A 26,798-nucleotide genomic window follows, 5' to 3' on the forward strand; every position below is an offset into this window, starting at 1 on the left:
CATACAAAACCAATGTGGGAGCAGGCAAGCCAGCTCCCACCGTTGAGATGAGGACATCCTGATGAACCGAATCGCGCTCGTAACCGGCGCCTCCCGCGGCCTCGGCGAATGCATCGCCCGACGCCTGCACGCCGCAGGCTACCGCGTGGGCCTGGCGGATGTGCGCCTGGATGGCGTGCAACACCTCGCAGATGAGCTGGACAGCAGCGGTGAAACCGCCGTGGCCATCGAGCTGGACGTGCGCAACAAAGCCGACTTCATCCGCGCCCGGGATCTGCTGTCGCAGCGCTGGGGCGGCACCGATATCCTGGTGAACAACGCCGGCGTGTCGAAAGTTGCCGCGCTGATGGACATCACGCCAGAGGAATTCGACGAATCAATGGCGATCAACCTGCGGGGCACATTCGTGGCCTGCCAGGTGTTTGGTGCGCACTTTGCCGAGCGTGGCTTCGGGCGCATCGTCAACATCGCCTCACTGGCCGGCCAGAACGGCGGCACCGCGACCGGCGCGCATTACGCGGCAGCCAAGGGCGGCGTGGCCACGCTGACCAAGGTCTTCGCTCGTGAGTTGGCGCCACAGGGTGTAACGGTCAACAGTATCTCGCCAGGCCCGCTGGACTTGCCGGTGGTGCGCGAAACCGTAGCGCCGGAGCGCCTGGAGCAGATCCTCAAGATTATCCCGACGGGCACCCTTGGCGACCCACACACCATCGCCGATACCGTGCTGCTGCTAATTGCCGACCACGCCGCCTCGGTGACGGGCGCGTGCTGGGACATCAATGGCGGCCTGTTCATGCGCTAGTTATCGTTGTGGCGAGGGAGCCTGCTCCCGCTGGAGTGCGCAGCGCTCCCAAAAGAGTGGGCCTGCTGCGCAGTCCAACGGGAGCAAGCTCCCTCGCCACAGGTTTAGCGTTCAACCGAAACAACAGTATTCAGGTGCTGCAATGATGAAGGTGAAGATCGAACGCATTGTCGATGAAGCGCTGGATATCCGTTCCTTTCGCCTCGTGCGCAGTGACGGCCAGCCCCTCGACAGTTATGAACCGGGGGCGCATGTGGACCTCACCGGGCCCACCGGCGTTACTCGCCAATATTCCCTGTGCAGCCCGCCCCATGATGGCCGCGCGTACCTGGTGGCGGTGAAGAAGGAAGCGCAATCGCGTGGAGGCTCCCTGGCCCTGCATGAGCAGGTGCAAGAGGGCATGGAACTGGAGATGGGCGCGCCGCGCAACCTGTTCCGCCTCGACCCGCAGGCCTCGGCACATGCGCTGTTTGCCGCCGGTATCGGGGTGACGCCGTTGTTGAGCATGGCCTATCGACTGGCCGGCAGCGGCCAGCCGTGGCGCTTGCACTATTTTGCGCGTTCGGCGCAATACGCGGCGTTTACCCAGCTGTTGGCCGATAACTTCGGCGAGCATGTGCAGTTTCACTATGGCGTCGAACCGGGCGCGCTGGATGCGGCCTTGAGCGCGTGCCTGGAGCTCGCTGGCGCTGACGCCCATGTCTATACCTGTGGGCCCGCGCCGTTCATGCACAAGGTAGTGGAAGTGGCGGCGCGCAGCCGTGCCGAGGAGGCGATCCACCTGGAACACTTCCAGGCCGACCCGGCGGCGAACGCCGGGCCCAGTGGTGGTTTCGAAGTGGAACTGGCCAGCTCCGGCGTGGTGCTGCAGGTGCCGGCGAATACCAGCCTGGTGGACGTGCTGCAGGCCCATGGTTGTGACATCGACACCGAATGCCGCGAAGGCATCTGCGGCACCTGCATTGTCGAGGTGCTGGAGGGCGTGCCCGAGCACCGTGACAACTGCCTGTCGACCAAGGAGAAGGCCGCCAACCGGCAGATTTGCGCGTGTGTTTCCCGGGCGGTTTCCGCTCGTCTGGTATTGGATATTTGATCGGCGCTACCCGTAAGATTGCTCGGACCAAAAAAATAAAAAACGTGAGGCCTTGCGGTCATGATGAGTTCAACCGTGCAACGTAACGAATCGTTCGAACGTTGGTTACATCAGGTCAACCAGGCCTGTGGACGTTTCGATGCCCGTGCCCTGGGCACTGGTTTTTTTGGTGAGTTGAGCGAGTTTCGCAGTGGCGCGATCAAACTCAGCGTGGTGGACATGGCCCAGGTGCACCTGTATCGCAGCAGCAAGGAAGTCAGTACCGGCAACGAGGGGCACTACTATGCGGTGTTCCAGCTGCAGGGCAGTGCGCAGCTGGAGCAGGGCAATAACCGCGCGCAACTGGGCTGCGGCGACATCGCCCTGATCGATGCCTGCCGCCCCAGTGACATGACCTACCACGATAACTCCCGGCAACTGTCGCTGATCCTGCCGCGCCAGGTGGTTGAGCGCGGTTCGCACTTCAACGCCGTCAACTGCGCGACGCGGATCGCGGCCCGCACGCCCCTTGCGCTGATGGCCAGCCAGATGGTGCTCGACACCCGCCAGCAAAACGGCTTGGGCATGCAGGAAAGCGAAGCGGTGCTGGATGCATTGGTAAGCCTGCTGCTGCCGGGTATCAGCGCCCGGGACAACGGCGTGGACACCCAGGAGCGGCAGTTTCGCAAAACCATCGCCTACATTGACGCGCATATCGGTGCCGAAGAACTCTGCCCCGAGTTGATCGCGCGGGAAGTCGGGGTGTCGGTGCGCGGGTTGTACCGGATGTTCTCCAAGCGCGGGCTGGTGGTGGCGCAGTACATCAAGCACCGGCGCCTGGATTTCTGCGCCGAAACCCTGCGCCATTCGCCGGCGGAACAGAAGCTGTCGGCGCTGTGTTATGCCTGGGGCTTCTCCGATTCCAGCTACTTCTCATCGGCGTTCAAGTCACGCTTTGGCGTGTCGCCGGGCGAGTACCGCAAGCGCTACAGCCATCATTGATGCGTGTCGCTCCCGAACCTGGAATGCATTTTCCTGTGGGAGCCGGGCTTGCCCGCGATGCAGACCACTCTATACCCCAGGTAGACCGCAGCGATCCCATCGCAGCCTCGCTAAAGCTCGACAGCTCCCACATTGGAATGAGGTCAACTGTGGGAGCTGGCTTGCCTGCGATGCAGACCACTCTATACCCCAGGCTCACCGCCGCGATCCCTTCGCAGCCTCGCTAAAGCTCGACAGCTCCCACATTGGAATGAGGTCAACTGTGGGAGCTGGCTTGCCTGCGATGCAGACCACTCTATACCCCAGGCTCACCGCAGCGATCCCATCGCAGCCTCGCCAAGGCTCGACAGCTCCCACATTGGAATGAGGTCAACTGTGGGAGCTGGCTTGCCTGCGATGCAGACCACTCTATACCCCAGGTACACCGCAGCGATCCCTTCGCAGCCTCGCCAAGGCTCGACAGCTCCCACAATGGAATGAGGTCAACTGTGGGAGCTGGCTTGCCTGCGATGCAGACCACTCTATACCCCAGGCTCACCGCAGCGATCCCATCGCAGCCTCGCTAAAGCTCGACAGCTCCCACATTGGAATGAGGTCAACTGTGGGAGCTGGCTTGCCTGCGATGCAGACCACTCTATGCCCCAGGCTCACCGCCGCGATCCCTTCGCAGCCTCGCTAAAGCTCGACAGCTCCCACATTCAATCATCGCGCCCTACGGATACAACACCTCGCGGACCAGCATGGCAATGCTGGTCACGCCCATCTTTTCCTTGATCTTGGTGCGGTGCACGTCCACGGTCTTCACGCTGATGTTCAGCTCGCGGGCAATCACCTTGCTCGCCTTGCCGTCCACCACCAGCATCAACACTTCCCGTTCCCGGCTCGTCAGCAGGGCCAACTTGCCTTGCAGGTGCTCGCGTTGCTCCTGGTCGGCCTGGGCTTGTACGGCGGTCTTCAGTGCGGCCTGGATGCGGTCGATCATCTGCTGCGGGTTATAGGGTTTCTCGACAAAATCCAGCGCGCCGTTTTTCATCGCGGTGACCGACATCGGGATGTCGCCGTGGGCCGAGACGAAAATGGTTGGCAGGGTACTGCCGCGCCGGTTGAGGATTTCCTGTAACTGGAAGCCGCTGGTTTGCGGCATGCGCACATCCAGCACCAGGCACGCGGGTTGGCGTGGGTCGTAGTGTTCGAGGAACTCTTCGGCCCCGGCAAAGCATTGCGCCTGCACGCTGACCGACTCCAGCAGCCACGCCAACGAGGTACGCAGGTCTTTGTCGTCATCAACGATGTAAACAATCGGTGTGCGGATTTCCATCAGGGACTGCCACGAGAATTTCTAATTATTGTTTTCGCACGCGAGCACGCAGCGGCGGACATTGGCTCATCTAAGGAGCCTTGCAAGCAGAATACCCAGTGTGAAGGGCCCTGACGATAAAGAAAGCACCTAGTCGGCATGGGGATCGTCTGAATGGTCGTGCCTTACAGGGCGCCTTAATCTGGTTGCATCACCCACGGACCGTAAAGGGGCACTGACATGGCCGACTTGAGCCAGCAGCAAATCGACTTTCGCAACGCCATGGCGCAATTACCGGCTGCGGTGAACATCATCACCACCAATGGGCCGGGCGGGCGTTGCGGGATCACGGCGAGTGCGGTGTGTTCGGTCACCGATTCGCCGCCTACGGTGTTGGTGTGCGTGAATCGCGCAAGCGCCACTCATGATGTGTTCCGCACCAACGGGCAACTGTGCGTGAACGTGCTGTGCGGTGAGCAGGAGGAGCTGGCGCGGCATTTTGCCGGGATGACCCAGGTGCCCATGGCCGAGCGGTTTGCCTGGGATTTGTGGGACGGTGGCGAGGCAGGCGTGCCGGTGCTGCGGGATGCGCTGGTGCAACTTGAGGGGCGGATCACCGAGTGCAAGGAAGTGGGCTCGCATTCGGTGATGTTTGTGCAGTTGTCACGGGTTGGGGTGCGGGGGGAGGGCAACAGCCTGGTGTACTTCAACCGCCTGTTTCACCGGATTGAACATGCTGGCGCCCATTGCTGAAGATTTAGAGGATCAAATGTGGGGACTTGCTTCGTTGGTTAGAAGTTAGTGGCGAACACCACTTGGCTGTAGAGGTTTTTATCGTGGTTGCCCAACTGTGTGCCGCCTTGTTCAGCGCTCTTGTCTGGCTGGTACAGGCCGATCAGCGGCATCACCGTGAGGTGTTCGTTGACGTGCCATTCGGCGTACAGGTCCAGTTCGTGGCCGTCGCTGTTGCCGAGGTTGCGGTCGATCGTCTTGAAGTCGAACAGCACCGCGCCGACGTTGAGGTTTTGCAGGGGCGAGACCTTGAACGTGACGTTTTGAATGCGTGAGTTGTTGTTGAATGGCCCGGCGTAATTGCCCGCCACTTCGCCCTGGAACCAGGTGCCGTAGCCACGGCTGAACCCGTAGAACAGCGGGTCAAAACCTTCCGAGAATCGGCTGTAGCGGTAGCTCACATAGGGCGTCCAGGCCACCTCGGCAAAGGTCCAGCCGGCTTCCAGGTACCAGGCGTCTTCGTTGCCGGTGTGAGGCTTGTCCTGCCAGGCGTATTCACCGGACAGGAACAGGTTGGTCACCCCGGCATTGCCCGTGGCGCGCACGCTATAGGTCTTCATGCCGTCGCGCTCCAACTGCGTGGGGGAGGCATATTGCTTGTCGACATCGGTGGTGTCGATGTAGGTCAGCCCCACCGTGCCTTCGGCGGCCACGTGTTCGAGAGTGGCGACGTACATCTCGGTCCTGGCCTGGGCGCGGTTGTCGGACTTGAGCCACATCAGGTCGCTGCGCCAGCCTTCCTTGCCGCCCAGACGCAACACGGCGGTCTCGTCGAAGGCTTTACGGGCGGCGATGTAGTAACCGCCGCCGCGATTGAGGTCGCCATCGGCCACGCCCTTGCCGAAGTTCAGCGCGTCGCCATCGATCAGGAAACCGTCGCCGACCACGATGTTCTGGCGGCCGAAGGACAGGTCCACACCGTTCTCGCCGAGAACCTCAAACAGCTTGCCCGAGCGCCAGCCGAGGTAGGCGTCTTCAAACTTTGTGGTGCGCTCCGAGCCGTCGCTGAAGCCTGCGGCATCGCCGTCGCCCCAGGTGCCGGAACTCAGCAGGTTGGCCGCCCCGTAGGCGGTGCCGGCGCCGCTGAAGCTCGTGTCGAAGCTCAGGCCGTACTTGACGTAGCCCTCGCGCCAGGACGAGGAGCCTTTGGCCAGGCGCCCGGACTGGGCGTAATTCTGCTGGCTGTGGAAGGCACCGAATAGCGCTTCCAGCGTGGCATTCAGGTGACTGCTGTCATCGGCATACAGTTCGTAGGCACAGGCTTGGTTGGCGCCGATCATCAGCGCGAGGGTCGAGAGGCGAAGCAAGGGGGATTTGAGCATGGTGTGGCATCCATTCTTGTTCATGACCACAGGGTTGGGGTCTGCCGCGATACTAATGCTGGCGAAGTGAGGCGCCTTTTGTCTGGTTGCCAAACACTTGACTGTGCTTGCCAGAATCCACGGTTTGGCAGCCCAGCCAACACGACTGGCACGCAGGGCAAAACCCGAGCGACCCCGAGCCCTGACAATCGTCGGCAACTTCGATGGTTTTCAAGGTCGTTTCGCTATGTTCACTGCACACAGATTGTCTTTGGCCAGCGTGCTGTCGCTGGTCCTGGCGCACAGCGCGCTCGCCGCTGAATGCGCCCCCGACCCGGGCCGTGGCGCTCAGGTATTTGCCAACGAATGCGGCGTGTGCCACGCGGTGACCAAGGGCGGCGCGACGATGATGGGGCCGAACCTGGCCGGTATTTACGGGCGCAAGTCCGGCTCCCTGGCAGGCTTCAGCTACTCCCAGGCGATGCGCGACAAAAACGTCGAATGGCAAGCCGAGACCCTCGCGCAATTCATCACCCAACCCCAGGCGTTTGTGCCCGGCACCTACATGCCCTACATGGGCCTGGCTTCGGCCGACGATCGCCAAGCGGTCGCCTGCTTTCTCAAAGAACAACAGTGAATACAGGTGAATCATGAGCAACGTTGAAATCCTGCCGCAGGTGGCTGCCTTCCTCGACCGCCGCCATGGCTGCTTTATCGATGGCCAGTGGGTGTTTGCCGAAGGCGAGCAGATCAAGGTGGTCAACCCGGCCACCGGGCAAACCCTGTGCGAAACCCTGGACGCGCCGCTGCACATCGTGGAGCAGGCGGTGCAGTCGTCCCATGCGGCGTTCAAGTCCCGCGTGTGGTCGGGGCTGCGTCCGGCTGACCGGGAGCGGATCTTGCTGAACTTCACCGCATTGGTAGAGGCCCATGCGGAGGAGCTGGCGCAGTTGGAAACCCTGAGCCAGGGCAAGTCGATCAACCTGGCGCGGGGGCTGGATCTAAACGCCACGGTGGAGTTCATGCGCTACATGTCGGGCTGGGCGACCAAGATCGAAGGGCAGACCTTCGACGTATCGATCCCGCTGCCGCCGGGGGCGAAGTTCACCGCGTATACCAGGCGCGAGCCGGTGGGTGTGGTGGTGGGCATCGTGCCATGGAATTTCCCGCTGCTGATTGCGGCGTGGAAGTTGATGCCGGCGTTGGCGACCGGGTGCACGGTGATCATCAAACCGGCGATGGAGACCCCGTTGACGGCGATGCGCCTGGCTGAGTTGGCGCTGGAGGCGGGGGTTCCGGCCGGGGTGTTCAACGTGGTCACCGGGGGTGGTGCGTCGGTGGGTGGTGTGCTGACGGCTCATCCGTTGGTGAGCAAGGTGTCGTTCACCGGGTCGACTGCCGTGGGCAAGAGTGTGGGTGTGGCGTGCATGGAGAACATGACGCGGTTTGCCCTGGAGTTGGGGGGCAAGAACCCGATGATTGTGTTGGCGGATGCGGATATTGATAAGGCCATCCAGGGGGCGATCCTGGGTGGGCTGTTGAACAACGGGCAGGTGTGTGCGGCGGCTTCGCGCTTCTATGTGCATCGTTCGGTTTACGCCAGGTTTGTCGAGGGGTTGGCGGCGGCGGTGTCGGCGATGCCGTTGGGGGCGGGAATGAACTGCGAGGCGGCGATTAATCCGTTGGTGTCGCGCAAGCAGCAGCAAGGCGTATTGCGCCATATCGAGCAGGCTCGGGCTGAAGGGGCACGGGTGGTGATTGGTGGGGATGAGGTTGCGGGTGAGGGGTTTTATGTGCGGCCGACGATTTTGGCCGATATTGACCATGGGATGGCGGTGGCTCGGGAGGAGGTGTTTGGGCCGGTATTGGGGGTGATGGCGTTTGATGATGAAGATGCGGTGATTGGGTTGGCCAATGACAATCGGTATGGGTTGGCGGCGAGTCTTTGGACGAATGACCTGGGTAAAGCGATGAACCTGGTGCCGCGGATCGAGGCGGGGACGGTTTGGGTGAATGCGCATGTGTTGCTCGACCCGGCGATGCCGTTTGGGGGGGTGAAGCAGTCGGGGATGGGGCGGGAGTTTGGGCGGGCGGTGATCGAGGCTTATACCGAGTTGAAGTCGGTTTGCATTGCGCATTGATAGGGGGTGAATATCCGTTGTTTAGGTAGCGGCTGCGTATGGTTCCGCTCTTACAGCGGGTCACTTTTGAAAAGCGCAAAAGTAACCAAAACGCTCTGCCCCGCCTGTCGGCACCTCGCTTAGGCTCGGCGTTCCCTCACTCCGGAATTGCTCCGCGGGCCGCCGCGACGGCCCGTCCCTGGCCCGTCGCGGCTAAACCGGCGTCCTGCCGGTTTACCCGCTCCTCAATCCCTGCGTTCGGCCTCGGGCTGAATGGGGCAGTCAGATCAAGATCAAAAGCAAGAGCACGGCGGCCTGAAAGCCGACCTGAGTGTTAAAAGCCAGGGCAAAAGCTGTAGGAGCTGGCTTGCCGGCGATGCAGGCAACTCGGTTTTTCAGACACACCGCGGCGATGCCATCGCCGGCAAGCCAGCTCCTACAGTTGAACCGTGCCAGCCTTTGATTTCGCTGTTGCTTTTAACACTCAAGCCGGCCTGTAGGCCGCTGTGTTCTTGATCTGCTTGTGATCTTGATCTTAGGCGCCCCGTTAAACCACGCTGGCCGAACGCAGGTATTACGGAGCGGGTAAACCGGCAGGACGCCGGTTTAGCCGCGACGGGCCAGGGACGGGCCGTCGCGGCGGCCCGCGGAGTAATGCCTGCGTTCGGGCACACCGAGCCTAAGCGAGGTGCCGAGTGGTGGGGCAAGAGCGTTTTGCTTACTTTTGCGCTGTTCAAAAGTGAGCCGCTGTAAGAGCGGAACCAATCCAAGCCCTGAAAAAAACAACGGATATGTACCCATAACCCCGCCAGCCCCCCGCATTGCACCCGCAGCCCAGAGCCGATAGTCTTGCAAATCATTACCAGCCCAATCGCCCCAGCACCCCCGGGCCCATTGGGTAAAAGGAGAGGTTTGTGAACATCGGACAGTTCGCCTTTCAACGCGAGGTTGAAACTCTATACGTCGACCACAACGGCTGGCTGCGTACCCTGTTGCGGCGCAAGTTGGGCAACGCTTTCGACGCCGCCGACCTGGCCCACGACGTCTACCTGCAACTCATGCGCAAGGGCCAACTGCCGCCCTCCGGCGAATCCCGCCGCCACCTTACCCAGATCGCCAACGGCCTGGTGATCGACCTCTACCGCCGCCGCCAGATCGAATCCGCTTACCTGCAGGCCCTGGCCCTGACGCCCGAACCCTGCACGCCCGATGAAGAAACCCGCGCCCTGGCCATCGAGGCCCTGATCGAAATCGACGTCGCACTGCACACCCTGCAACCCAAGGCCCGCCAGGCCCTGCTGTTGTGCAAACTCGACGGCCTGAGCTACCGCGAAATCGCCGCCAAGCTGCAAGTCTCCGTCTCCTCGGTGGAAAAATACATCGCCGCCGGCCTGTTGGCCTGCTACCAGACACTGCACGGTTGACCCGCCGCGATGCCCACCGAACAGCCCATCGCCCCCGATATCATCGAGCGCGCCACCGCCTGGATGGCTCGCCTGTGGGCCGATGACGCCAGCGCCGAAGACCAGGCCAACTGCCTGCGCTGGCGCGCCGAACACCCGCATCACGAACTCGCCTGGACACGCCTGCTGGGCTTTGAGCAAAAACTCCACAGCGTCCCCGCCGCACTCGCCAAACACAGCCTGGCCGAACCCGACACGCCCGATTCCACCGATCGTAGAAGCACCCTGCGACTGCTCGGCCTGCTGCTCGCCGCGGGTGGCCTCAGCTACGGCGTTCGCCGCACCGACGCCTGGCAACTGGCGACTGCCACCCATAGCACCCGCACCGGCGAAGTGCGCGAAGTTCTATTGCCCGATGGCAGCGGCCTGGTGTTGGCATCTGCTTCGGCGATTGATGTGCAGTTCGACGACCTCCAGCGCCTGGTGATCCTGCAGGCGGGCGAGGTGTTCATCACAACGGCGCCTTCACCCCGGCCGTTTCGGGTGCAGACTCGCCAAGGTGTGCTTCAGGCCCTGGGCACGCGCTTCAGCGTGCGCCAGTGCGCCGAAAGCTGCCAGTTGGCCGTACTTGAGGGCGCCGTGCAGGCTCGACCCGACCATGGTGCAGGTAAACGAGTGGACGCCGGGCAAGGCGCGACGGTATCCAGGGACAAGGTGCAACCGACTGCGGCGGTGACTGACCGCAACGTCGCCTGGGTCAAGGGTTTGTTGATGGCGGATGGCATGCGCCTGGACGAACTGGTCGCCGAGCTGGCGCGCTACCGCCCCGGTGTGCTGCGCTGCGCGCCGGAGGTGGCGATGCTGCGGGTCAGTGGCGTGTTGCACCTGAACAATACCGACCTGGCGCTGGACAACCTGGCCGCTGCGTTGCCGGTACAAGTGGTGAGGCGCACCCGCTATTGGGTGACAGTGCGCGCGCCCGCCTGAAAATTTCGTGGGTTTTGATTGAGGGTTTTCGCGGCTCGTGCGGAAGACAAGGTAAGGGCGAGCAAAGGCTCATTCAGTCAGGGAGACTTCATGAGTAACAAGGATGTGGCTGCGGCCAAACCCAGGGGCCGGGGCGCGGTCTCGCACGTGTTGCAGCCGGTGCGCGGGCGATTGATCGCTGCGGCGTTGCTGGCCGGTGTGGCCTGTATGCTCACGCTGGTGCCGCTGGGCGGCATCGTGCATATCGCCAGGGTCAGCCTCGGCGGGCCGTCGGTTGCCCAGGCGCCGGGCGAGCTGTGGTTGACGATCAGCATCAGCCTGGCGTGCCTGTTCTCGGGCATGCTGCTGATGACGCTTGCAGAGGCGGTGGCGCATCTGGCCGACAATCACATCACTCGCCACCTGCGCCTGGCGATTGCCCAGCGGTTGAGCCAGGTACCGCTGGGCTGGTTTACCGAGCGGGCGTCGGGCGAGGTCAAGCAGGCGATGCAGGACGATATCGGCACCCTGCACAGCCTGACAGCGCACTTCTACACCACCATGGGCCGCTGTACCGGCGCCGTGTTGCTGTCGGCGGTCTATCTGTTCACAGTGGACTGGCGCATGGCGCTGGTCTCGCTGCTGCCCTTTGCGGGGTTTTTCCTGTTTTTTGCCCGGGCGATGAAAGCCAGCGCCAGTCACATGCAATCCTTTGTCGAGCGCATGACCCGGGTCAATAACGCGGTGGTCGAGTTCGTCAACGGCATTCCCGTGATCAAGGCCTTCGGTGCCACCGGCAAGGCCCACGCCAGCTATTGTGAGGCGGTGGATGATTTCAGCGAGGCCTTCGTTGAATTCACCCGGCCGCTGGTGGGGACGATGGCCAATGCCAACGCAATGATCGCTCCGGTCACAGTGCTCGCGACGGTGCTGACGTTCGGCCTGGTGTTTGTCAGCCTTGGCTGGATGCGGGCGGTGCAGGTACTGCCGTTCGCGATTGTCGCGCCGGGCATTTGCGCGCCTTTGATGCTGCTGAGTTACATCACCCACGACTTGAATAATGCCGCCGGCGCCGCCCAGCGTGTGCAGGCGCTGCTGGCGACACCCGTACTGGCGCAGGTGGCTGCGGGTTCCGAGCGCTTGCCCAAGGACGCCGAAGTGCGCGTAGAAAATCTCGGCTATGCCTACGACCCGCAGCGGCCGGTGCTTGCCGACATCAGCTTTACCCTCAAGCCCGGCACCGTGACCGCCATCGTCGGTGCCTCGGGTTGCGGAAAGTCGACCCTGGCGCGCCTGCTGCTGCGCTTTTTCGACCCCACTGAAGGACGCATCACCCTGGGCGGCGTTGACCTGCGGCAGGTCGAGTCCTCACAGCTCTACAGCCTGATCGGTTTTGTACTGCAGGAGGTGCGCCTGGTCCACGCCAGCGTTGCCGAAAATATCGCGCTCGGCCGGCCCAGCGCCAGCCAGAAGGAAATCGAGGCCGCCGCGCGGGCCGCAAATATCCATGAGTGCATCATCGGTTTGCCACGGGGCTACGCCTCGGTGATCGGCGAGGATGCGCAGTTGTCCGGTGGCGAGCAGCAGCGTATCAGCATCGCCCGCGCGGTATTGCTGGCGCCGCCGGTGCTGGTGCTGGATGAGCCCACGGCCGCCGCCGATGCCGCAAACGAGGTGGCGATCCAGGAAGCGCTCTCGCGGTTTGCCCGGGGCCGCACGTTGCTGGTCATCGCCCACCGCCTCGACACCGTGATGCATGCCGATCACATCATCGTGCTGGAAAACGGCCGCATCGTTGAACAGGGCAACCATCCTCGACTGATCGCGCAAGAGGGCCGCTATGCCCGGCTGTGGGCGTCGGGCGGTTACAAACAGACCCGGGAACAGGCGCTGCCGACATGCTGAAAACCTTTATCGAACTGTTGGGCGACGATGGCCAGGTCTTGCGCCGTTACGTCGCCCAGGTGGTGTTTTACGGCGCGCTGTGTGGGTTGACGATTGCCGCACTGGTACCGGTGCTGACCGACATGCTCAACGGTGATCTTGCCGAAGCAGCCTTGTGGCTGGTGGTGTTTTTGGCGGCGGTGGGCACGTGTTGGGCCACGCGCCGGGAAGTCGAAAAGGCCGGTGTTGCAGTGGGTGTGGCGGTTTTACAAGGCGGGCGCCAGCGTATTGGCGAGCATGTGGCCGGGTTACCTGTCGGCTGGTTTACACCCGATAACTCGGCGCGGCTCAACCATGTGGTAACCCAAGGCATGATGACGGTGGCCCAGCTCCCCGCCCATGTGTTTACCCCGGTCCTGAGTGGCGTAGTGACGCCGTTGGTCCTGGTGCTGGCACTGTTTGTACTGCGCTGGCAGATGGGGCTGATCGCGTTGTTGGCGTTGCCGGTGCTGGGCGCTGCATTTTGGCTCAGTGCGCGGCTGGGCCGGCGTGCCGACCGGGCGTTCCAGCGCAGCTCGGCCGAAACCAGCCAGCGCATGCTGGAGTTTGCCCAGTCGCAGTCGGTATTGCGCGCATTCAGTGGTGGTGGCAACGCGGTGTTCCTGCAGCGGGCGATTGAACAGCAACACGCGACCGGGCTGCGCCTGATCCTTCTGTCCGCGACCTCGGTACTGCTCAATATGTGGCTGGTGCAGATGGTATTCGCGGCCTTGCTGATCGCCGCCGCGCTCTGGCTCGACGCGTACCTGGGTAACGCCTTGCACGTGGGCTCGGTGATCGCGGTGTTGGTGGCACTGTTGCTGGTCAGCCGCTTCATTGACCCGCTGCTGGAGGTGGCAGGCTATGGCGAGACCCTGCGCGGCGCCGCCGTGCAGCTTGAGGCGGTGCGCGAGATCCTGGCTGCATCGGCGCTGAAGGAGCCCGCCACGGCGCAATGCCCCCGTGATGCCTCGGTGGAATTATTCGACGTCAGCTTTCGCCACCCGGCCGGTGCTCGGGACGTGCTGCGTGGAGTAAGCCTGCGTATTGAGCCCGGCAGTATGACCGCGTTGGTGGGCGCTTGCGGTTCGGGCAAAACCACGCTGTTGCGGCTGGCTGCGCGGTTTTTCGAAGTCAGCCAGGGCCAGGTGTGTATCGGTGGTGTGGACGTGCGGCAGATGTCCGGCGAGCAACTCAATGCACAGATCAGCCAGATCTTCCAGGACACGTATCTGTTCCAGGGTAGCGTCGCCGACAACATCCGCCTCGGCAAGCCCGATGCGAGCGACGCGCAAGTGTTGGAGGCGGCGCGCCAGGCCGGTGTGCAGGCAATTATCGAGCGCCTGCCCATGGGACTCTCGACCAGCGTCGGCGAGGGTGGGGCGCGTTTGTCTGGTGGCGAGCGCCAGCGTATCGCGATCGCCCGCGCGTTGATCAAGGGCGCACCGATCCTGCTGGTGGATGAGGCCACTGCCGCACTGGACGCCGAGAACCAGGCGGTGATCGCCGAAACCCTGGCACGCTTGCGCGGCAAGTGTACGTTGATCGTGATCGCGCACCAGCTGTCGACCGTGGTGATGGCTGACCAGATTGTGGTGCTGGAAGAGGGTCGGATCGTAGAGCAGGGCACGCCTGAACAGTTGACGTCGCGCGAGGGGCGCTATGCCCGGTTCCTGGCGCAACGACGGGCGTCGAAGGGTTGGCGTATCGCCTAGTGGGCCCGCCAGGATGGCGGGCCCACGGGGTTGGTCAGAGCTTCGGCAGTTGCCCGATGCGGCCCATCATTTCGGTGACGATCTGCAGGTCCAGCAGGAACTGGTCAACGGTCTTGAACTCGTTGTCGGTGTGGCCGGTGTACTTGACCTCTGGCCGTGCCAGGCCGAACTGCACGCCATTGGGTAGCTCATGCACTGAGGTAGCACCGGCCGACGTGCCGTACTTGTGCTCCATGCCGAGGTTTTCGCTGGCCACCGCCAACAGTGCCTTGACCCACTCGCCTTCAGGGTTGCGGTACATCGGCTCGGCGATCGAGTAGTCGAAGCTCACGGCAACGTGGTTTTTCTGGGTCCACGCAGCCAGCTTGTCGGCGATTTCGGCCTTGAGCGCTTCCGGTGACTTGCCCTTCGGTACGCGCAGGTTGACCGCCAGTTTGAAGGCGTTGTCATCTTCACCCACATAAGTCAGCGACGTGGTCAACGGCCCCATGAACGCATCGGAGAAGCCCACGCCCAGCTTGCCGCCCAGATAATCCAGGCCCCAGTTATTGGCCGCATAATGTGCGGCGTCGGTGAACTGGTTGTGCTTGAGCGCCACCTTGCCGTCGAGGCTGTTGAGGAAGTCGAGCATCCTGGCCACCGGGTTCACCCCGGACTCAGGCTCGGAGGAGTGGGCAGACACGCCAGTGACGGTCAGCTTGACGTCCTTGCCGTCGACCTTGGCCGCCACCTCGAAGTCGCCGCCATTGCGCTTGGCATACTCGCTGCCGGCCTTTTGCAGGCTGGCGGCCAGTTCGGCGGGCTTATCGCTCAACAGTGTCACCACCGACGCCGACGGAATCTGATTGGTGGCCTTGCCGCCGGTCATCGAGATGATTTCTGCGCCCTTGCCATCAGCCTTGCGCTTGGGGAACTTGGCCATGACCGTGCCGTAGCCTTTCTCGGCGATCACCACCGGGTAGCCGCCATCCAGCGCCAGGTTGTAGTTGGGCGTGGGGTTGTGTTCGAAATAGTACGGGATCGCGTCGCCGGAAGTTTCCTCGGTGGTGTCCACCAGCAGCTTGAAGTTGCGTGCCAGTGGCAACTTCTCTTCCTTGATCACCTTCATGGCGTACATCGCCACCACGATGCCGTTCTTGTCATCCTCGGTGCCGCGGCCATACATGCGGTCGCCGATCAGCGTGACCTTGAACGGATCGAGCTTGGTGCCGTCCTTGAGTACCCAGTTTTCCGGGGTTACCGGGACCACGTCGGCGTGGGCATGGATGCCGACGACTTCATCGCCGCTGCCTTCAAGGGAAATTTCATAGACGCGGTTGTCGATGTTGCGAAAGTTCAGGTTGAACGACTCGGCAAGGCTCTTGATCCTGGCCGCGATCTTGATGAACTCAGGGTTGTCGTGCTGGGCTACGCCGGCCACCTGGAAGGTTGGGATCTCCACCAGTTCACGCAGGGTTTCAGTGGCGGCAGCGCCGTACTTCACCCGCGCATACAGCCCCAGCAGGCGATGGATTTCGTTCTGCTGGTCGGCGCTCAGGTCCTTGTTGGCAAGAAAGGCACTGATGGCCGGGCCGAGGTTGTCGCTCTTGGCCACATCGCTCTTGGCGAGGCTGGCGAGGAACTGCCGGAAATCCTTGACCGAGGCATCGCTGAAGGTCTTCAGGATGATCGCGTTCTGTTGTGGGGTGAGGTTGGCTTGAGCCTGGGTGGTGAACACCGAAAGGCTGGCCGCCATCAGGGTGGCGACGGCCAGTTGCTTGAGGGAAAAATCCATTGCTTGGGGCATTCCTTTGCAGGGAGTGAGTGAAATGTCTGATCGAAAGGTCAGAAACAATTTCACACACTACCATCGGGAAGGCGGAGGAGGGGAGTCCCTGTTGTGGGAATTGTCCGTTGGAGCTGTGCAAGTGGCGGATAAACCAAAACCGGGTGTGGGAGCTTTCGACCTGAAGCTCGACAGCTCCCACAGGGTTTGGTGGTCTGCTAATCTGCCGTCGTTGAAATCTCGACCGCCACCCGTGGACTCCCAATGACAACGCCAACCGATCAAACCCTCGAACCCCAATCCGTCTGCAGCCCGATCACCAGCAGCGCGATTTTCATGGTCGCGACCCTGGCGCCCGGCAGTGATTCGGCCGAAGCGGTACGCAGTTGGTGCGCCGATATTGCAGGGCTGGTGCGTTCAGTCGGCAAACGCGTTCCAGCGGGTAATCTGTCCTGTGTCGCAGGTTTCGGTTCCAAGGCGTGGGATGCGCTGTTCGGCGCTCCCCGCCCGGCGGCCTTGCACCCGTTCAAGGAAGTCGGGGTGGCGGGGCGTCTGGCGCCGGCCACTCCGGGGGATATCCTGCTGCACATTCGTGCCGAGCAGATGGACCTGTGTTTTGAGTTGGCCACCCAGTTGATGGCCGCGCTGGGCGATTCGGTGACGGTGGTGGATGAGGTGCAGGGTTTCCGTTATTTCGATATGCGCAGCATCATCGGTTTTGTCGATGGCACCGAGAACCCGGTCGGGCGCAAGGCGGTAGGTTTCACCATCGTCGGTGATGAGGATCCGGCGTTCAGCGGCGGCAGCTATGTGCTGGTGCAGAAGTACCTGCACAACATGAAAGCCTGGAACGAATTGTCGGTGGAGGCGCAGGAGCGGGTGATCGGGCGCACCAAACTCTCGGACATCGAACTTGACGATGCGGCCAAGCCGACCAATTCCCACAGTGCACTGACCACCATCACCAAGGACGGTGAGGAAGTTAAAATCCTGCGGGACAACATGCCCTTTGGCCGGCCGGGCGCCGGGGAATTCGGCACATACTTCATCGGCTACGCGCGGTCGCCGGAGCCTTTGGAGTTGATGCTGGAGAACATGTTTGTCGGTCGGCCTGCCGGCAACTATGACCGCCTGCTGGACTTCAGCACGGCGGTCACCGGCGGCCTGTTCTTCATACCGTCAGCCGATTTGCTCGAAGAGCTGGCCGACCGCGCGCCTTAGGCCAACAGCCCGGTGCTGACTGCCACAATCAGGAACACCCCAAGCACCGCACGGTAGATCACGAATGGCCAGGTGGAGAACCGTTCCAGGAACTTCATCAGGCCCCAGATCGCGAAGAACGCCGACACACTGGCAACCACCAGGCCAAAGATCAAATGCGGCCAGGCGTGGGCGGGCAGCTCGGCGTGGAATAACACCCACAGCTCTTTCAAGCCCGCCAGGGCGATGGCCGGCAAGCCCAGCAGGAACGAAAACCGCGCCGCTTCTTCACGCTTGAAGTTGAGGAACAGCGCGGCAGTCAGGGTCGAACCCGAGCGGGAAACCCCCGGAATCAGCGCACCGATCTGCGCAATACCGACAATCAATGCATCCCGCAGGCGCATTTCGCCCACCGTGCGCTTGTGCTTCGCGCTGAGTTCAGCCGCTGCGAGCAGCACCGCCATCACCAGGCAGGAAATCCCGATCACCATCAGCCCGCGCAACGGCGAGTTGCACGAGTTGAGCGTCGACGACAAGGCGATCCCGGCGATCCCAATCGGAATCGTCGCCAACACAATCGCCACCGCCAGCTTGAACCACTGGTTGTTGTAGTCACCCTGGCGCACCGCGCTGATGCTGCCGACCGTGACCTGGCGTACATCCTTCCAGAAGTAGCTGACCACCGCCGCCAGTGCGGCCAACTGCATGGCCGCGGAAAATGCCGAGCCCGGGTCCGGCCAGCCGAGCAGGGCAGGCACGATGCGCATGTGGGCGGTGGAAGACACAGGCAACAACTCGGTAATGCCCTGAATGATGCCCAGGATGCCGATTTGCAGGTAATCCAGGGACGCAAAGCCGACATCGAGGCCGCTGGTGCAGACGTTTGTCAAAGTACTTATCCTGAAAACAAGGGGAGGGAAGTGCTGCGGAGTTTAGTCTAACTTTGTAATGATTTTGTCGTTGACATGAGAAAAGCGCAATTGATTCAGCAAGCAGAAAGCTTGACCGTTGTATTGGCATTGCTGCTGGCTTTTGTTGACAATGTCGCCCTGTTTTTTTGCCGAGATGCCCATGCCTGTCATTCCCGATACCACCGTCGAATTGATCGAGACCGGCCCGGAACACGCCGCGTTGATCGCCAACCTTTACCAGTTCTACGCCTACGAATCCTCGGATTGGGAGCAGGAAGACGTCGAGGTGGACGGCCGCTTCTACATTCATGAGGAACACCTGGCCCGCTACTGGCAAGACCCGCGGTGGAGCGCCAACCTGCTGTTGGTCGACGGCTTTATCGCAGGCTTCCTGCTGATCGAAGGCAGCGAATTACCGGGGATCGACGCGCTGGAACTGGCAGACCTGTTCATCCTGAAACGCTACCGCCGCAAGGGCATTGGCCGCGCCATTGCCACTCAGGTGTTGAGCAGTAGCGAGGCAAATTGGCTGGTGCGGTTCTATGACCAGGATGAAGTGAGCCAGGCGTTCTGGCGCACAGTGCTGGATAACCTGCCGCGCCCGGTGCAGGCCATCGAGCTGGATGACGAGCCGAACCTGCTGAGTTTCCTGGTGACCCGGGCGGCGTTGCACTAAGCCATCAGTTGAAAGCCGCGCCAGCCCCTGCACTGAACAGCGCCGCCTGCATCACCTGTGGCGGCTGCCCGAACGCCCGCAGAAACGCCTGGCGCATGCGCTCGCGATCACCGAACCCGGTCTCGCGGGCGACTACTTCCACGGGATGCCGGCTGGTTTCCATCATCGCCCGGGCCGCTTCCACCCGCAGCGACTCGATGGCCTTGGCCGGGGTTTGCCCGGTCTCCTCGCGAAACACCCGGCTGAACTGGCGCGGGCTGAGCCTGGCAACCGCCGCCAGCGCTTCGACTGAAAGGTCGTGGGTCAGGTTTTCCCGGGCGTAGCCCAAGGCCAATTGCACCCGGTCGGATTTAGGGTCCAACTCCAGCAGCGCCGACAGCTGCGACTGCTCGCTGCCACGCCGCTGGGCAATCACCAGCTTGCGCGCGATGCGGCGGGCGAGGTCGCTGCCCAGGTCGTTCTCCACCATCGCCAACGCCAGGTCCACCCCGGCGCTCATGCCGGCGCCGGTCCAGATCTGGCCGTCGACGACAAACAGTTTGTCTTCCTCCAGACGAATCTGCGGGTAACGCTTGGCAAAGGCCGGTGCATGCAGCCAGTGGGTGGTGGCGCGCTTGCCCTCAAGCAACCCGGCCTCGGCCAGCACGAAGATGCCCATGCACAGCGAGGCGATGCGCCGGGACTGCTTCGAGGCGGCCTGCACCAGCTTCAGCAGGTTGGCGTCAGGCAGTTGGAACTCCAGGTAACCGCTGACGATCAATGTGTCATAGCCCTCGGGCCGGATCGGCGTGCTGTTCACCGAGAACCCCTGGGACGTCATGATCGGGCCGCCACTTTCCGACACCAGGTGAAACTCATACGCCTGCTCGCCACGCAGCAGGTTTGCGCACTCAAACACCGAGCCCAGGCTAAGGCTGAGGGATTGAAAGTTCGGGTAAATCATCAGCGCAATGCTGTGCATCTCATCTCTCCAGGGGGCGCGCAGCGATGATTGTCGGCGTGTACCGGGCAAACGGCAACCGGCTTGGTGCAATGTCCGGAATCCTTGCGCACATGACATTGTGCGGTGTTGGCCCGGCTCCTAAGCTTCACTCCATTCCAACCACATCACCCCGAGGCACTGGCACATGAAAGTATTGATGGTTTTGACTTCTCACGACCAGCTTGGCGACACCGGCCGCAAGACCGGGTTCTGGCTCGAAGAATTTGCTGCACCGTACTACGCATTCAAGGACGCCGGGGCCGACGTGACCCTGGCCTCGCCCGCCGGTGGGCAACCGCCGCTGGACCCGGTCAGTGACCTGCCGGATTCGCAAACCGACCAGACCCGCCGCTTCGCCACCGACCCGGCAGCACAGCAGGCCTTGGCCACCACGCTGAAGCTGGACGCGGTCAACGCTGACGACTTCGACACCGTCTTCTACCCAGGCGGCCATGGCCCGCTGTGGGACCTGGCAGAGTCGAAAACCTCCATCGCCCTGATCGAGGCCTTCGAACGAGCTGGCAAGCCGATTGGCTTTGTGTGCCACGCCCCGGGCGCCTTGCGCCACGTCAAGGCGGTCAACGGCGAGCCGCTGGTCAAGGGCCGACGCGTCACCGGCTTCTCCAACTCCGAAGAAGCAGCGGTTGGCCTGACTGACGTGGTGCCGTTTTTGATCGAAGATGATTTCAAGGCGCTGGGCGGCAAGTATGAGAAAGGCGCCGACTGGCAGTCCTTTGTGATTGAAGATGGCCTGCTGGTTACCGGGCAGAACCCTGCCAGCTCAAGCGACGTTGCCAAAGCGCTGTTGAAGCTCACCGCCTAACCCGCTAAATCCCCCACAAGCATGTTGTTGGCGGCTCCCTTAACCGGGAGCCGGCAGCTTCTGCTCGCCCGAAATTCAACCCAGGAACCCACTTCATGAGTAACAGCGCTTTAGGTACTCCGATCAAACTGGGGCACCACACCCTGAAAAACCGCATCGTCCTGCCGCCACTCACGCGCCAGCGCAGCGCCCAGCCCGGCGACATCGCCACGGACTTGATGGCGCTCTATTACCGCCAGCGCGCCACGGCCGGCTTCATGGTCAGCGAGGGCACGCAGATCGAGCCGCGTGGCCAGGGTTATGCCTGGACTCCGGGCATCTACACCCCGGCGCAGGTAGACGGCTGGCGCACAGTGACCGATGCGGTACATGCCGAGGGCGGGGTGATCTTCGCCCAGCTTTGGCACGTGGGCCGTGTGTCTCATCACGACTTGCAACCTGACGGCGCAGCGCCCATCGCGCCGTCGGCGATCCAGCCGCAGCAAGTCAAGGCGTTCATTGAAACAGGGCCGGGTACCGGTGAGTTGGTGCAGCCGCCAGAGCCTCGCGCCCTGGCGACCGCTGAAGTCAAAGAGTTGGTGGGGCTTTACGCCCAAGCTGCAAAAAATGCCTTGGCCGCAGGCTTCGATGGGGTGGAAATTCATTCGGCCAACGGCTACCTGGTCAACCAGTTCATCTCGGCGCATTCCAACCAGCGTGACGATGAGTACGGCGGTTCGCTGCACAATCGCCTGCGATTCCTGCGGGAAATCGTCGCGGCGGTGGCCGAAGTGGTCGGCCCCGAACGCCTGGGTGTGCGCTTTGCGCCGTTGTTCAGCGGCACCGACCAGGACCGGGTTTATATCGGGCTGGTGGAAGAAGACCCGCATCACACCTACATCGAGGCGATCAAAATGCTTGAGGCTGCCGGCATCGCCTATGTGTCGATTGCCGAGGCCGACTGGGACAACGCGCCCGAGTTGCCCGAGTCGTTCCGCCAGGCGGTGCGCGACAGTTTCACCGGCCGCATCATTTACGCCGGCCGCTACACCGCAGAGCGCGGCGTGCGGCTGGTGGAGGCGGGGCTGGCAGACTTGATCGCGTTTGGCCGCCCATACATCGCCAACCCCGACTTGCCCCAGCGTATTCTCAATGGTTGGCCGCTGAACCCGTTGAACGCTGCCGGCCTGTATGGCGGCACCGAAGTGGGCTTCACCGATTACCCGGTGTACGCCGGGTAAGCACGGCTACTCGATCGGGTACCTGGCGAGCGCCGGATGTTGCCCGGTCGCTCGCAAATCCCTGGCACGCGCGGGTGCCTGCGTTGCTGGCTCAAACCACCCGCAACACAATCTTGCCTATGTGATCACCGCCTTCCATCCGCGCATGCGCCTGTGCAGCGTCGGTATAGGCATACACCTTATCGATCATCGGCAGGCAGTGCCCGGCCGACAGCACCGGCCATACGTGTTCGCGCAGTTGCGCGGCAATCGCAGCCTTTTCTTCCCGGGTGCGTGAACGCAGCAATGAGCCAGTGACGATCGCGCGCTTGCCGAGGATCGCCAGCAGGTCGATGTCCTTGGCATGGGCACCACCGAGGAAGCCGAGCATCACCAGCCGGCCTTCCATGGCCAGGGCGCTGATGTTGTTGTTCAGGTAGGAGCCACCCATGATGTCGAGGATCACGTTGACGCCCTTGCCCGCGGTTTTTTCAGCGATGACCTGGGCGAAATCCTGTTCACGGTAGTTGATCGGCTCGGCCCCCAGTTCGCGGATGGCGGCGCATTTTTCGGCGCTGCCGGCGGTGGCGAACGCCTCGATCCCGAACTCGCGGCAGAGCATCAGCGCGGTGGTGCCGATGCCGCTGGTGCCGCCGTGGATCAGCACGCGCTGGCCTTTATGTGCACCGCCAATGCCAAACAGGTTGGCCCATACGGTAAAGAACGTTTCCGGAATGGCGGCCGCCTGAATCCAGTCCATGCCATCGGGCACCGGCAAGGTCTGGCTCGCCGGTGCCACGCAGTACTGCGCATAACCACCGCCATTGGTCAGGGCGCACACCTTGTCGCCCAGCGCGTACTCACTGACGCCTTCGCCCAGCGCGACCACCACACCGGCCACTTCCAGCCCGGGGAACGGGCTCATGCCCGGCTTCATCGGGTACTTGCCGGCGCGTTGCAGGGCGTCCGGGCGATTGACGCCGGCGGCGTGCACGTGGATCAGCACGTCGCCGGGGCCCGCGACAGGCATGGGCTCCTGGCGCGGTTGCAGGACCTCGGGGCCACCAGGGGTGGTGATTTCGATCAGGGTCATTTCGTGGGGCAAATTCATTTGAGCGCACCTGTAGCAATGAACGTATGGGTTGGGACCGTTGCTGGGGCCGGGCGGTTCAGCCGCAAGCAGGCTGACGGTCCTGAGTGTTTTCCCGGGTGCCCAGCATATCGGTGATGAGTGATGCAATAATGCTGCGATTACACGTCACTCTGATGCATAAATTCATCAAGGGGGGAAACCATGAATTGGGACGATGCGCGGGTGTTCCTCGCGGTGTGCCGCGAGTCCACGCTACGAGGGGCCGCGCGGGTGCTGGGAGTGGATCAGGCCACCGTGGGGCGGCGGGTCAACGCCCTGGAAAAGTCGTTGAATGCGACGTTGTTCCTGCGTACCTCCGAGGGCTATGCACTGACGGCCGTTGGCGAAGCGGCATTGCACAGCGTGGAGAAAATGGAGCGCTCGGCGCTGGACCTGGAGCGTCAGATCCAGGGGTTGGATGACCGCCTGACCGGCACCGTGCGGATCACTACCACCGACTCCCTGGCCATCGACTTCCTGATCCCGGCAATTGCGCGCCTGCACCACACCCACCCCGACGTGCGCGTGCAATTGGACGCCTCCACCCAGATCCTCAGCCTGGCCAAGCGCGAAGCGGATATCGCCGTGCGCAATACCCGCCCGGACAATCCCGACCTGATCGCCCGTCGAGTCGCGCGCTGGCCGGTGGGGCTGTTTGCGTCGCAAGCCTATGTCGACCGCCACGGTGCACCGGCGCCAGGCAGCCTGTTCGATGGGCACGACCTGGTGGTGTACGCGCCGCACCTGCAAAGCCAGAAAGACATGACCCTGGCCTGCGAGCCATTGGGGCGCGGACGTATTGTCGCGGCCTTGAGTTCCAGCCTGCTGGTGCGCCGGTCCATCGCTGCGGGCCTTGGCATTGGTGAGATTCCGCTGATCTGCGGCGAGCGGGACGCTCTGGTACGCCTGTGGCCGGACCGCACGCGACCGCTGCCTTACGATGTATGGCTGGTAACCCATGCCGACTTGCAGCACACCGCGCGGGTGCGGGTGGTGATCGACGAGATTGTCGCGCAGTTCGCCGGCACGGGGGAGTGACGGCCGCGGTCAGCGTTGCAGGAAAGCCAGCAAATCTTCGTTCAAGGCTTGCTGGTGGGTCACCGCAAAACCATGAGGCGCATCCTTGTACACCTTCAACTGTGCGCCTTTGATCATCTGGGCGGCGACCTTGCCGGTGGTTTCAAACGGCACAATCTGGTCGCCATCACCGTGGATAACCAGCGTCGGCACGTCGATTTTTGCCATGTCGGGCCTGAAGTCAGTCTGCGAAAATGCCGTGACGCAATCCACCGTCGCCTTGAGCGAGGCGAGCAGGGCGATGTTCAGCGTTTGGGTCAGCACGCCGTTGGAGACCTGCTGGCCTTTGTTGATGCCATAGAACGGCGTATTGAAATCGGCTATGAATTGCGCCCGATCCTTCAGCAGGCCGGCCTTGATCCCGTCAAACACCGACGTTTCGACGCCCTGTGGGTAATCCGGCTTTTGCCCGAACAGCGGCGTCACCGCCCCCAGCAGCACCAGTGCGGCCACCCGCGCACTGCCATGGCGGGCGATATAGCGGGTGACATCGCCGCCGCCCATCGAGAAGCCCACCAGTGTCACGTCCTGCAGATCCAGATGGTTGATCAACTGGGCGATATCGTCGGCAAAGGTGTCGTAGTCGTTCCCGGTCCACGGCTGGTCAGAACGCCCGAAGCCTCGTCGGTCGAAGGCGATGGTGCGGTAGCCGCGACTGCTCAGGTATTGCATCTGGTACTCCCACATGTCGGCATCCAGCGGCCAGCCGTGGCTGAACAGCACCGGTTTACCGGTGCCCCAGTCCTTGTAATAGAGCTCGGTACCGTCTTGTGTGCGTAGTGTGCTCATGGCGAAACTCCTTGGGTGAGAGGGCAGCAAAGACTATAGGCGCAGAATCGGACGGGGGACTTGTATGCCTGTGCTGGGTTGAACGGTTCAGCGTCTATGCTGGTCAACTGACTTCAACCGTCCGAACACACAGGTGAACGAAATGGCCAAGACTTACAGCTACGCCGCTCGTGACTCCAAGGATTCACTCAAACCCTTCACCTTCGAACGTCGCGCCCCCGGGGCCGATGACGTGCAGATCGACATCCTCTATTGCGGCGTCTGCCACTCGGACCTGCACACCGTGCGCAACGAGTGGAACAACACCCTGTACCCGTCGGTGCCGGGCCATGAAATCGTCGGACGGGTGACGGCGGTGGGCGCCAATGTGAGCAAGTTCAAGGTGGGCGACCTGGCCGGTGTCGGTTGCATGGTCGACAGCTGCCAGCATTGCGAGTCCTGTGCCGAGGGCGAGGAGCAATACTGCGAGAACGGGTTCACCGGCACCTACAACGGCCCGGCGTTTGGCGGCGAAAATACCTTTGGCGGCTACTCGGACAACATCGTGGTCAAGGAGAAGTTCGTGCTGCGCATCTCCCACGACGAGAGCGACCTGGCGGCGGTCGCCCCGCTGCTGTGCGCCGGCATCACCACCTATTCACCTCTGCACCACTGGAAAGTCGGGCCGGGCAAGCGCGTTGGCGTCGTCGGCCTGGGTGGCCTGGGCCATATGGCGGTGAAAATCGCCCACGCCATGGGCGCCTATGTGGTGCTGTTCACCACCTCGCCGAACAAGCGCGAAGACGGCCTGCGCCTGGGCGCCGATGAAGTGGTGGTGTCGAAGAACCAGGATGAAATGGCCAAGGTCGCCAACTCCCTGGACTTCATCCTCAACACCGTGGCCGCGTCGCACAATTTGGATGCGTTCCTCAACCTGCTCAAGCGCGACGGCACCATGACCCTGGTCGGCGCGCCGGACAGCCCGCATCCGTCACCGACCGTGTTCAACCTGATCTTCAAGCGCCGCAGCCTGGCCGGATCATTGATCGGTGGCATCCAGGAAACCCAGGACATGCTGGATTTCTGCGCCAAGCACGGGATTTTGTCGGACATCGAGATGATCGACATCCAGAACATCAACGAAGCCTACGAGCGCATGCTCAAGGGCGATGTGAAGTATCGGTTTGTGATCGACATCGACAGCCTGAAGAAAGAAAAACACGCGGCCTGAAATACGTTCCATAAGTTCCAGTAGATCCAGTGTGGGAGCAGGCAAGCCAGCTCCCACATTTGTTATGCGTCGATCAGGCCGACAGGTGCTCATACAAAATCGTCGCACCCACCAGCATCAACACCACGCCGCCGACCATCTCGGCGCGCTTGCCCACCACCGTGCCCAGCACCCGGCCGAGCATCATGCCGATGGTCACCATGGTCATCGTCGCCAAGCCGATCGCCGCAGCGGCCACCAGGATATTCACGTCGACAAACGCCAGGCCCACGCCGACGGCCAGTGCATCAATGCTGGTGGCAAACGCGGTCACGGCAAGGATCATGAACGAGTGCTGGCTTGGTCTCTGTTCCTCTGGGTCATCGGCCTTCAAGCCGTTGTAAACCATGTGCAGGCCCAGGCCGACCAGCAGGGTGAAGGCGATCCAGTGGTCCCAGTCCTGCACCCAGCGAGTGGCAGCCTGGCCGATGGCCCAGCCGATAATCGGCGTGATGGCTTCAATCACACCAAAGATCAGGCCGGCCCGCAGGGCTTCGGTCAAACGTGGTTTGTGCAGGCTGGAGCCTTTGCCGATAGCCGCCGCAAAGGCGTCCGTGGACATGGCAAGGGCGAGAAGGATGAGGGAAATGGGGTTCACGGTA

25 protein-coding genes are annotated in these 26,798 nt (G+C 62.4%); 17 read left to right on the forward strand and 8 right to left on the reverse strand.

Annotated elements, in window-relative coordinates; genetic code table 11:
- Nucleotides 1-61: 61 nt before the first annotated feature.
- The 4 genes from RGV33_RS13435 (at nucleotide 62) to RGV33_RS34260 (ending at nucleotide 3,243) form a co-directional block, all read left to right on the forward strand.
- On the forward strand, nucleotides 62-802 hold the full coding sequence (locus tag RGV33_RS13435; protein ID WP_322144644.1) for an SDR family NAD(P)-dependent oxidoreductase: 741 nt from the start codon (nucleotides 62-64) through the stop codon (nucleotides 800-802).
- 142 nt (nucleotides 803-944) lie between these two features.
- Nucleotides 945-1,895: a PDR/VanB family oxidoreductase gene (locus RGV33_RS13440; protein WP_322144645.1), complete on the forward strand. Its 951-nt coding sequence runs from the start codon at nucleotides 945-947 to the stop codon at nucleotides 1,893-1,895.
- Between the two features lie 60 nt (nucleotides 1,896-1,955).
- Nucleotides 1,956-2,876 carry a transcriptional regulator FeaR gene (gene feaR / locus RGV33_RS13445; RefSeq protein ID WP_322144646.1) on the forward strand — a complete coding sequence of 307 codons (921 nt, stop codon included), beginning with the start codon at nucleotides 1,956-1,958 and terminating at the stop codon, nucleotides 2,874-2,876.
- Complete coding sequence (locus RGV33_RS34260) at nucleotides 2,776-3,243, forward strand: transposase zinc-binding domain-containing protein (RefSeq protein ID WP_416152070.1); 468 nt, start codon at nucleotides 2,776-2,778, stop codon at nucleotides 3,241-3,243. Before feaR ends, RGV33_RS34260 begins: the two co-directional genes overlap by 101 nt.
- A gap of 345 nt (nucleotides 3,244-3,588) precedes the next feature.
- Here the strand turns inward: RGV33_RS34260 and RGV33_RS13450 are convergent, their stop codons facing one another.
- The gene (locus RGV33_RS13450) at nucleotides 3,589-4,194 is read right to left on the reverse strand and encodes a response regulator transcription factor (protein WP_322144647.1); all 606 of its coding nucleotides are present in this window, start codon (nucleotides 4,192-4,194) and stop codon (nucleotides 3,589-3,591) included.
- A 219-nt stretch (nucleotides 4,195-4,413) separates the two neighbouring features.
- Here RGV33_RS13450 and hpaC point away from each other — a divergent pair, with 219 nt between their 5' ends.
- Nucleotides 4,414-4,926: a 4-hydroxyphenylacetate 3-monooxygenase, reductase component gene (gene hpaC, locus RGV33_RS13455; RefSeq protein ID WP_322144648.1), complete on the forward strand. Its 513-nt coding sequence runs from the start codon at nucleotides 4,414-4,416 to the stop codon at nucleotides 4,924-4,926.
- 38 nt (nucleotides 4,927-4,964) lie between these two features.
- Here hpaC and RGV33_RS13460 read toward each other — a convergent pair whose 3' ends face one another.
- Entirely contained in the window at nucleotides 4,965-6,287 is a 1,323-nt protein-coding gene (locus RGV33_RS13460) for a hypothetical protein (RefSeq protein ID WP_322144649.1), read from the reverse strand.
- 226 nt (nucleotides 6,288-6,513) lie between these two features.
- Between RGV33_RS13460 and RGV33_RS13465 the strand changes: the two genes are divergently transcribed.
- The 6 genes from RGV33_RS13465 to RGV33_RS13490 all read left to right on the forward strand — a co-directional run bounded on the left by RGV33_RS13465 (nucleotide 6,514) and on the right by RGV33_RS13490 (nucleotide 14,393).
- Nucleotides 6,514-6,903: a c-type cytochrome gene (locus RGV33_RS13465; protein ID WP_322144650.1), complete on the forward strand. Its 390-nt coding sequence runs from the start codon at nucleotides 6,514-6,516 to the stop codon at nucleotides 6,901-6,903.
- Nucleotides 6,904-6,916: 13 nt separating this feature from the next.
- On the forward strand, nucleotides 6,917-8,407 hold the full coding sequence (locus RGV33_RS13470) for an aldehyde dehydrogenase family protein (RefSeq protein ID WP_322144651.1): 1,491 nt from the start codon (nucleotides 6,917-6,919) through the stop codon (nucleotides 8,405-8,407).
- Between the two features lie 893 nt (nucleotides 8,408-9,300).
- A complete protein-coding gene (locus tag RGV33_RS13475; RefSeq protein WP_322144652.1) occupies nucleotides 9,301-9,810 on the forward strand; it encodes a sigma-70 family RNA polymerase sigma factor in 510 nt (169 codons plus the stop codon).
- 9 nt (nucleotides 9,811-9,819) lie between these two features.
- A complete protein-coding gene (locus tag RGV33_RS13480; RefSeq protein ID WP_322144653.1) occupies nucleotides 9,820-10,776 on the forward strand; it encodes a FecR domain-containing protein in 957 nt (318 codons plus the stop codon).
- A gap of 90 nt (nucleotides 10,777-10,866) precedes the next feature.
- Complete coding sequence (locus RGV33_RS13485; RefSeq protein WP_322144654.1) at nucleotides 10,867-12,660, forward strand: ABC transporter ATP-binding protein; 1,794 nt, start codon at nucleotides 10,867-10,869, stop codon at nucleotides 12,658-12,660.
- Nucleotides 12,654-14,393, forward strand: a complete 1,740-nt coding sequence (locus RGV33_RS13490) for an ABC transporter ATP-binding protein (protein ID WP_322144655.1) — start codon at nucleotides 12,654-12,656, stop codon at nucleotides 14,391-14,393. The genes RGV33_RS13485 and RGV33_RS13490 overlap by 7 nt, the downstream gene beginning before the upstream one ends.
- 34 nt (nucleotides 14,394-14,427) lie before the next feature.
- Here the strand turns inward: RGV33_RS13490 and RGV33_RS13495 are convergent, their stop codons facing one another.
- The gene (locus tag RGV33_RS13495; RefSeq protein WP_322144656.1) at nucleotides 14,428-16,167 is read right to left on the reverse strand and encodes a dipeptidase; all 1,740 of its coding nucleotides are present in this window, start codon (nucleotides 16,165-16,167) and stop codon (nucleotides 14,428-14,430) included.
- Between the two features lie 255 nt (nucleotides 16,168-16,422).
- Here RGV33_RS13495 and RGV33_RS13500 point away from each other — a divergent pair, with 255 nt between their 5' ends.
- Entirely contained in the window at nucleotides 16,423-17,379 is a 957-nt protein-coding gene (locus tag RGV33_RS13500) for a Dyp-type peroxidase (protein WP_322144657.1), read from the forward strand.
- On the opposite strand, the gene RGV33_RS13505 is transcribed toward RGV33_RS13500, so the two are convergent.
- Nucleotides 17,376-18,248 (reverse strand): undecaprenyl-diphosphate phosphatase, encoded by an 873-nt coding sequence (locus tag RGV33_RS13505; RefSeq protein ID WP_322144658.1) that lies wholly within the window; start codon nucleotides 18,246-18,248, stop codon nucleotides 17,376-17,378. The genes RGV33_RS13500 and RGV33_RS13505 overlap by 4 nt on opposite strands.
- A 190-nt stretch (nucleotides 18,249-18,438) precedes the next feature.
- On the opposite strand from RGV33_RS13505, the gene RGV33_RS13510 reads away from it, so the two are divergent.
- Nucleotides 18,439-18,945: a GNAT family N-acetyltransferase gene (locus RGV33_RS13510; protein ID WP_322148670.1), complete on the forward strand. Its 507-nt coding sequence runs from the start codon at nucleotides 18,439-18,441 to the stop codon at nucleotides 18,943-18,945.
- 4 nt (nucleotides 18,946-18,949) lie between these two features.
- Here the strand turns inward: RGV33_RS13510 and RGV33_RS13515 are convergent, their stop codons facing one another.
- The gene (locus tag RGV33_RS13515) at nucleotides 18,950-19,906 is read right to left on the reverse strand and encodes a GlxA family transcriptional regulator (RefSeq protein ID WP_322144659.1); all 957 of its coding nucleotides are present in this window, start codon (nucleotides 19,904-19,906) and stop codon (nucleotides 18,950-18,952) included.
- A gap of 166 nt (nucleotides 19,907-20,072) precedes the next feature.
- Between RGV33_RS13515 and RGV33_RS13520 the strand changes: the two genes are divergently transcribed.
- Together RGV33_RS13520 and RGV33_RS13525 are read left to right on the forward strand one after the other, a co-directional pair.
- Nucleotides 20,073-20,750 (forward strand): type 1 glutamine amidotransferase domain-containing protein, encoded by a 678-nt coding sequence (locus RGV33_RS13520; RefSeq protein ID WP_322144660.1) that lies wholly within the window; start codon nucleotides 20,073-20,075, stop codon nucleotides 20,748-20,750.
- Nucleotides 20,751-20,845: 95 nt separating this feature from the next.
- A complete protein-coding gene (locus RGV33_RS13525; RefSeq protein WP_322144661.1) occupies nucleotides 20,846-21,970 on the forward strand; it encodes an alkene reductase in 1,125 nt (374 codons plus the stop codon).
- Between the two features lie 91 nt (nucleotides 21,971-22,061).
- Here RGV33_RS13525 and RGV33_RS13530 read toward each other — a convergent pair whose 3' ends face one another.
- On the reverse strand, nucleotides 22,062-23,060 hold the full coding sequence (locus RGV33_RS13530) for an NAD(P)H-quinone oxidoreductase (RefSeq protein ID WP_322144662.1): 999 nt from the start codon (nucleotides 23,058-23,060) through the stop codon (nucleotides 22,062-22,064).
- 183 nt (nucleotides 23,061-23,243) lie between these two features.
- Between RGV33_RS13530 and RGV33_RS13535 the strand changes: the two genes are divergently transcribed.
- A complete protein-coding gene (locus RGV33_RS13535) occupies nucleotides 23,244-24,119 on the forward strand; it encodes a LysR family transcriptional regulator (RefSeq protein ID WP_322144663.1) in 876 nt (291 codons plus the stop codon).
- Between the two features lie 9 nt (nucleotides 24,120-24,128).
- Here RGV33_RS13535 and RGV33_RS13540 read toward each other — a convergent pair whose 3' ends face one another.
- The gene (locus RGV33_RS13540) at nucleotides 24,129-24,947 is read right to left on the reverse strand and encodes an alpha/beta hydrolase (protein WP_322144664.1); all 819 of its coding nucleotides are present in this window, start codon (nucleotides 24,945-24,947) and stop codon (nucleotides 24,129-24,131) included.
- 142 nt (nucleotides 24,948-25,089) lie between these two features.
- Here RGV33_RS13540 and RGV33_RS13545 point away from each other — a divergent pair, with 142 nt between their 5' ends.
- On the forward strand, nucleotides 25,090-26,157 hold the full coding sequence (locus RGV33_RS13545; protein ID WP_322144665.1) for an NAD(P)-dependent alcohol dehydrogenase: 1,068 nt from the start codon (nucleotides 25,090-25,092) through the stop codon (nucleotides 26,155-26,157).
- A 73-nt stretch (nucleotides 26,158-26,230) separates the two neighbouring features.
- On the opposite strand, the gene mntP is transcribed toward RGV33_RS13545, so the two are convergent.
- Nucleotides 26,231-26,794: a manganese efflux pump MntP gene (gene mntP / locus RGV33_RS13550; protein ID WP_322144666.1), complete on the reverse strand. Its 564-nt coding sequence runs from the start codon at nucleotides 26,792-26,794 to the stop codon at nucleotides 26,231-26,233.
- Nucleotides 26,795-26,798: the final 4 nt, after the last annotated feature.

This window comes from Pseudomonas sp. Bout1 (assembly GCF_034314165.1).
In the GTDB taxonomy this organism is placed as follows: Bacteria; Pseudomonadota; Gammaproteobacteria; order Pseudomonadales; family Pseudomonadaceae; genus Aquipseudomonas.

Excerpts from the sequence above, each read along its gene's own strand:
- RGV33_RS13435 (WP_322144644.1), top strand. The coding sequence starts at position 62 with ATGAACCGAATCGCGCTCGTAACCGGCGCCTCCCGCGGCCTCGGCGAA.
- RGV33_RS13440 (WP_322144645.1), top strand. The coding sequence starts at position 945 with ATGATGAAGGTGAAGATCGAACGCATTGTCGATGAAGCGCTGGATATC.
- feaR (WP_322144646.1), top strand. The coding sequence starts at position 1,956 with ATGATGAGTTCAACCGTGCAACGTAACGAATCGTTCGAACGTTGGTTA.
- RGV33_RS34260 (WP_416152070.1), top strand. The coding sequence starts at position 2,776 with ATGCCTGGGGCTTCTCCGATTCCAGCTACTTCTCATCGGCGTTCAAGT.
- RGV33_RS13450 (WP_322144647.1), bottom strand. The coding sequence starts at position 4,194 with ATGGAAATCCGCACACCGATTGTTTACATCGTTGATGACGACAAAGAC.
- hpaC (WP_322144648.1), top strand. The coding sequence starts at position 4,414 with ATGGCCGACTTGAGCCAGCAGCAAATCGACTTTCGCAACGCCATGGCG.
- RGV33_RS13460 (WP_322144649.1), bottom strand. The coding sequence starts at position 6,287 with ATGCTCAAATCCCCCTTGCTTCGCCTCTCGACCCTCGCGCTGATGATC.
- RGV33_RS13465 (WP_322144650.1), top strand. The coding sequence starts at position 6,514 with ATGTTCACTGCACACAGATTGTCTTTGGCCAGCGTGCTGTCGCTGGTC.
- RGV33_RS13470 (WP_322144651.1), top strand. The coding sequence starts at position 6,917 with ATGAGCAACGTTGAAATCCTGCCGCAGGTGGCTGCCTTCCTCGACCGC.
- RGV33_RS13480 (WP_322144653.1), top strand. The coding sequence starts at position 9,820 with ATGCCCACCGAACAGCCCATCGCCCCCGATATCATCGAGCGCGCCACC.
- RGV33_RS13485 (WP_322144654.1), top strand. The coding sequence starts at position 10,867 with ATGAGTAACAAGGATGTGGCTGCGGCCAAACCCAGGGGCCGGGGCGCG.
- RGV33_RS13490 (WP_322144655.1), top strand. The coding sequence starts at position 12,654 with ATGCTGAAAACCTTTATCGAACTGTTGGGCGACGATGGCCAGGTCTTG.
- RGV33_RS13495 (WP_322144656.1), bottom strand. The coding sequence starts at position 16,167 with ATGGATTTTTCCCTCAAGCAACTGGCCGTCGCCACCCTGATGGCGGCC.
- RGV33_RS13500 (WP_322144657.1), top strand. The coding sequence starts at position 16,423 with ATGACAACGCCAACCGATCAAACCCTCGAACCCCAATCCGTCTGCAGC.
- RGV33_RS13515 (WP_322144659.1), bottom strand. The coding sequence starts at position 19,906 with ATGCACAGCATTGCGCTGATGATTTACCCGAACTTTCAATCCCTCAGC.
- RGV33_RS13520 (WP_322144660.1), top strand. The coding sequence starts at position 20,073 with ATGAAAGTATTGATGGTTTTGACTTCTCACGACCAGCTTGGCGACACC.
- RGV33_RS13525 (WP_322144661.1), top strand. The coding sequence starts at position 20,846 with ATGAGTAACAGCGCTTTAGGTACTCCGATCAAACTGGGGCACCACACC.
- RGV33_RS13530 (WP_322144662.1), bottom strand. The coding sequence starts at position 23,060 with ATGAATTTGCCCCACGAAATGACCCTGATCGAAATCACCACCCCTGGT.
- RGV33_RS13535 (WP_322144663.1), top strand. The coding sequence starts at position 23,244 with ATGAATTGGGACGATGCGCGGGTGTTCCTCGCGGTGTGCCGCGAGTCC.
- RGV33_RS13540 (WP_322144664.1), bottom strand. The coding sequence starts at position 24,947 with ATGAGCACACTACGCACACAAGACGGTACCGAGCTCTATTACAAGGAC.
- RGV33_RS13545 (WP_322144665.1), top strand. The coding sequence starts at position 25,090 with ATGGCCAAGACTTACAGCTACGCCGCTCGTGACTCCAAGGATTCACTC.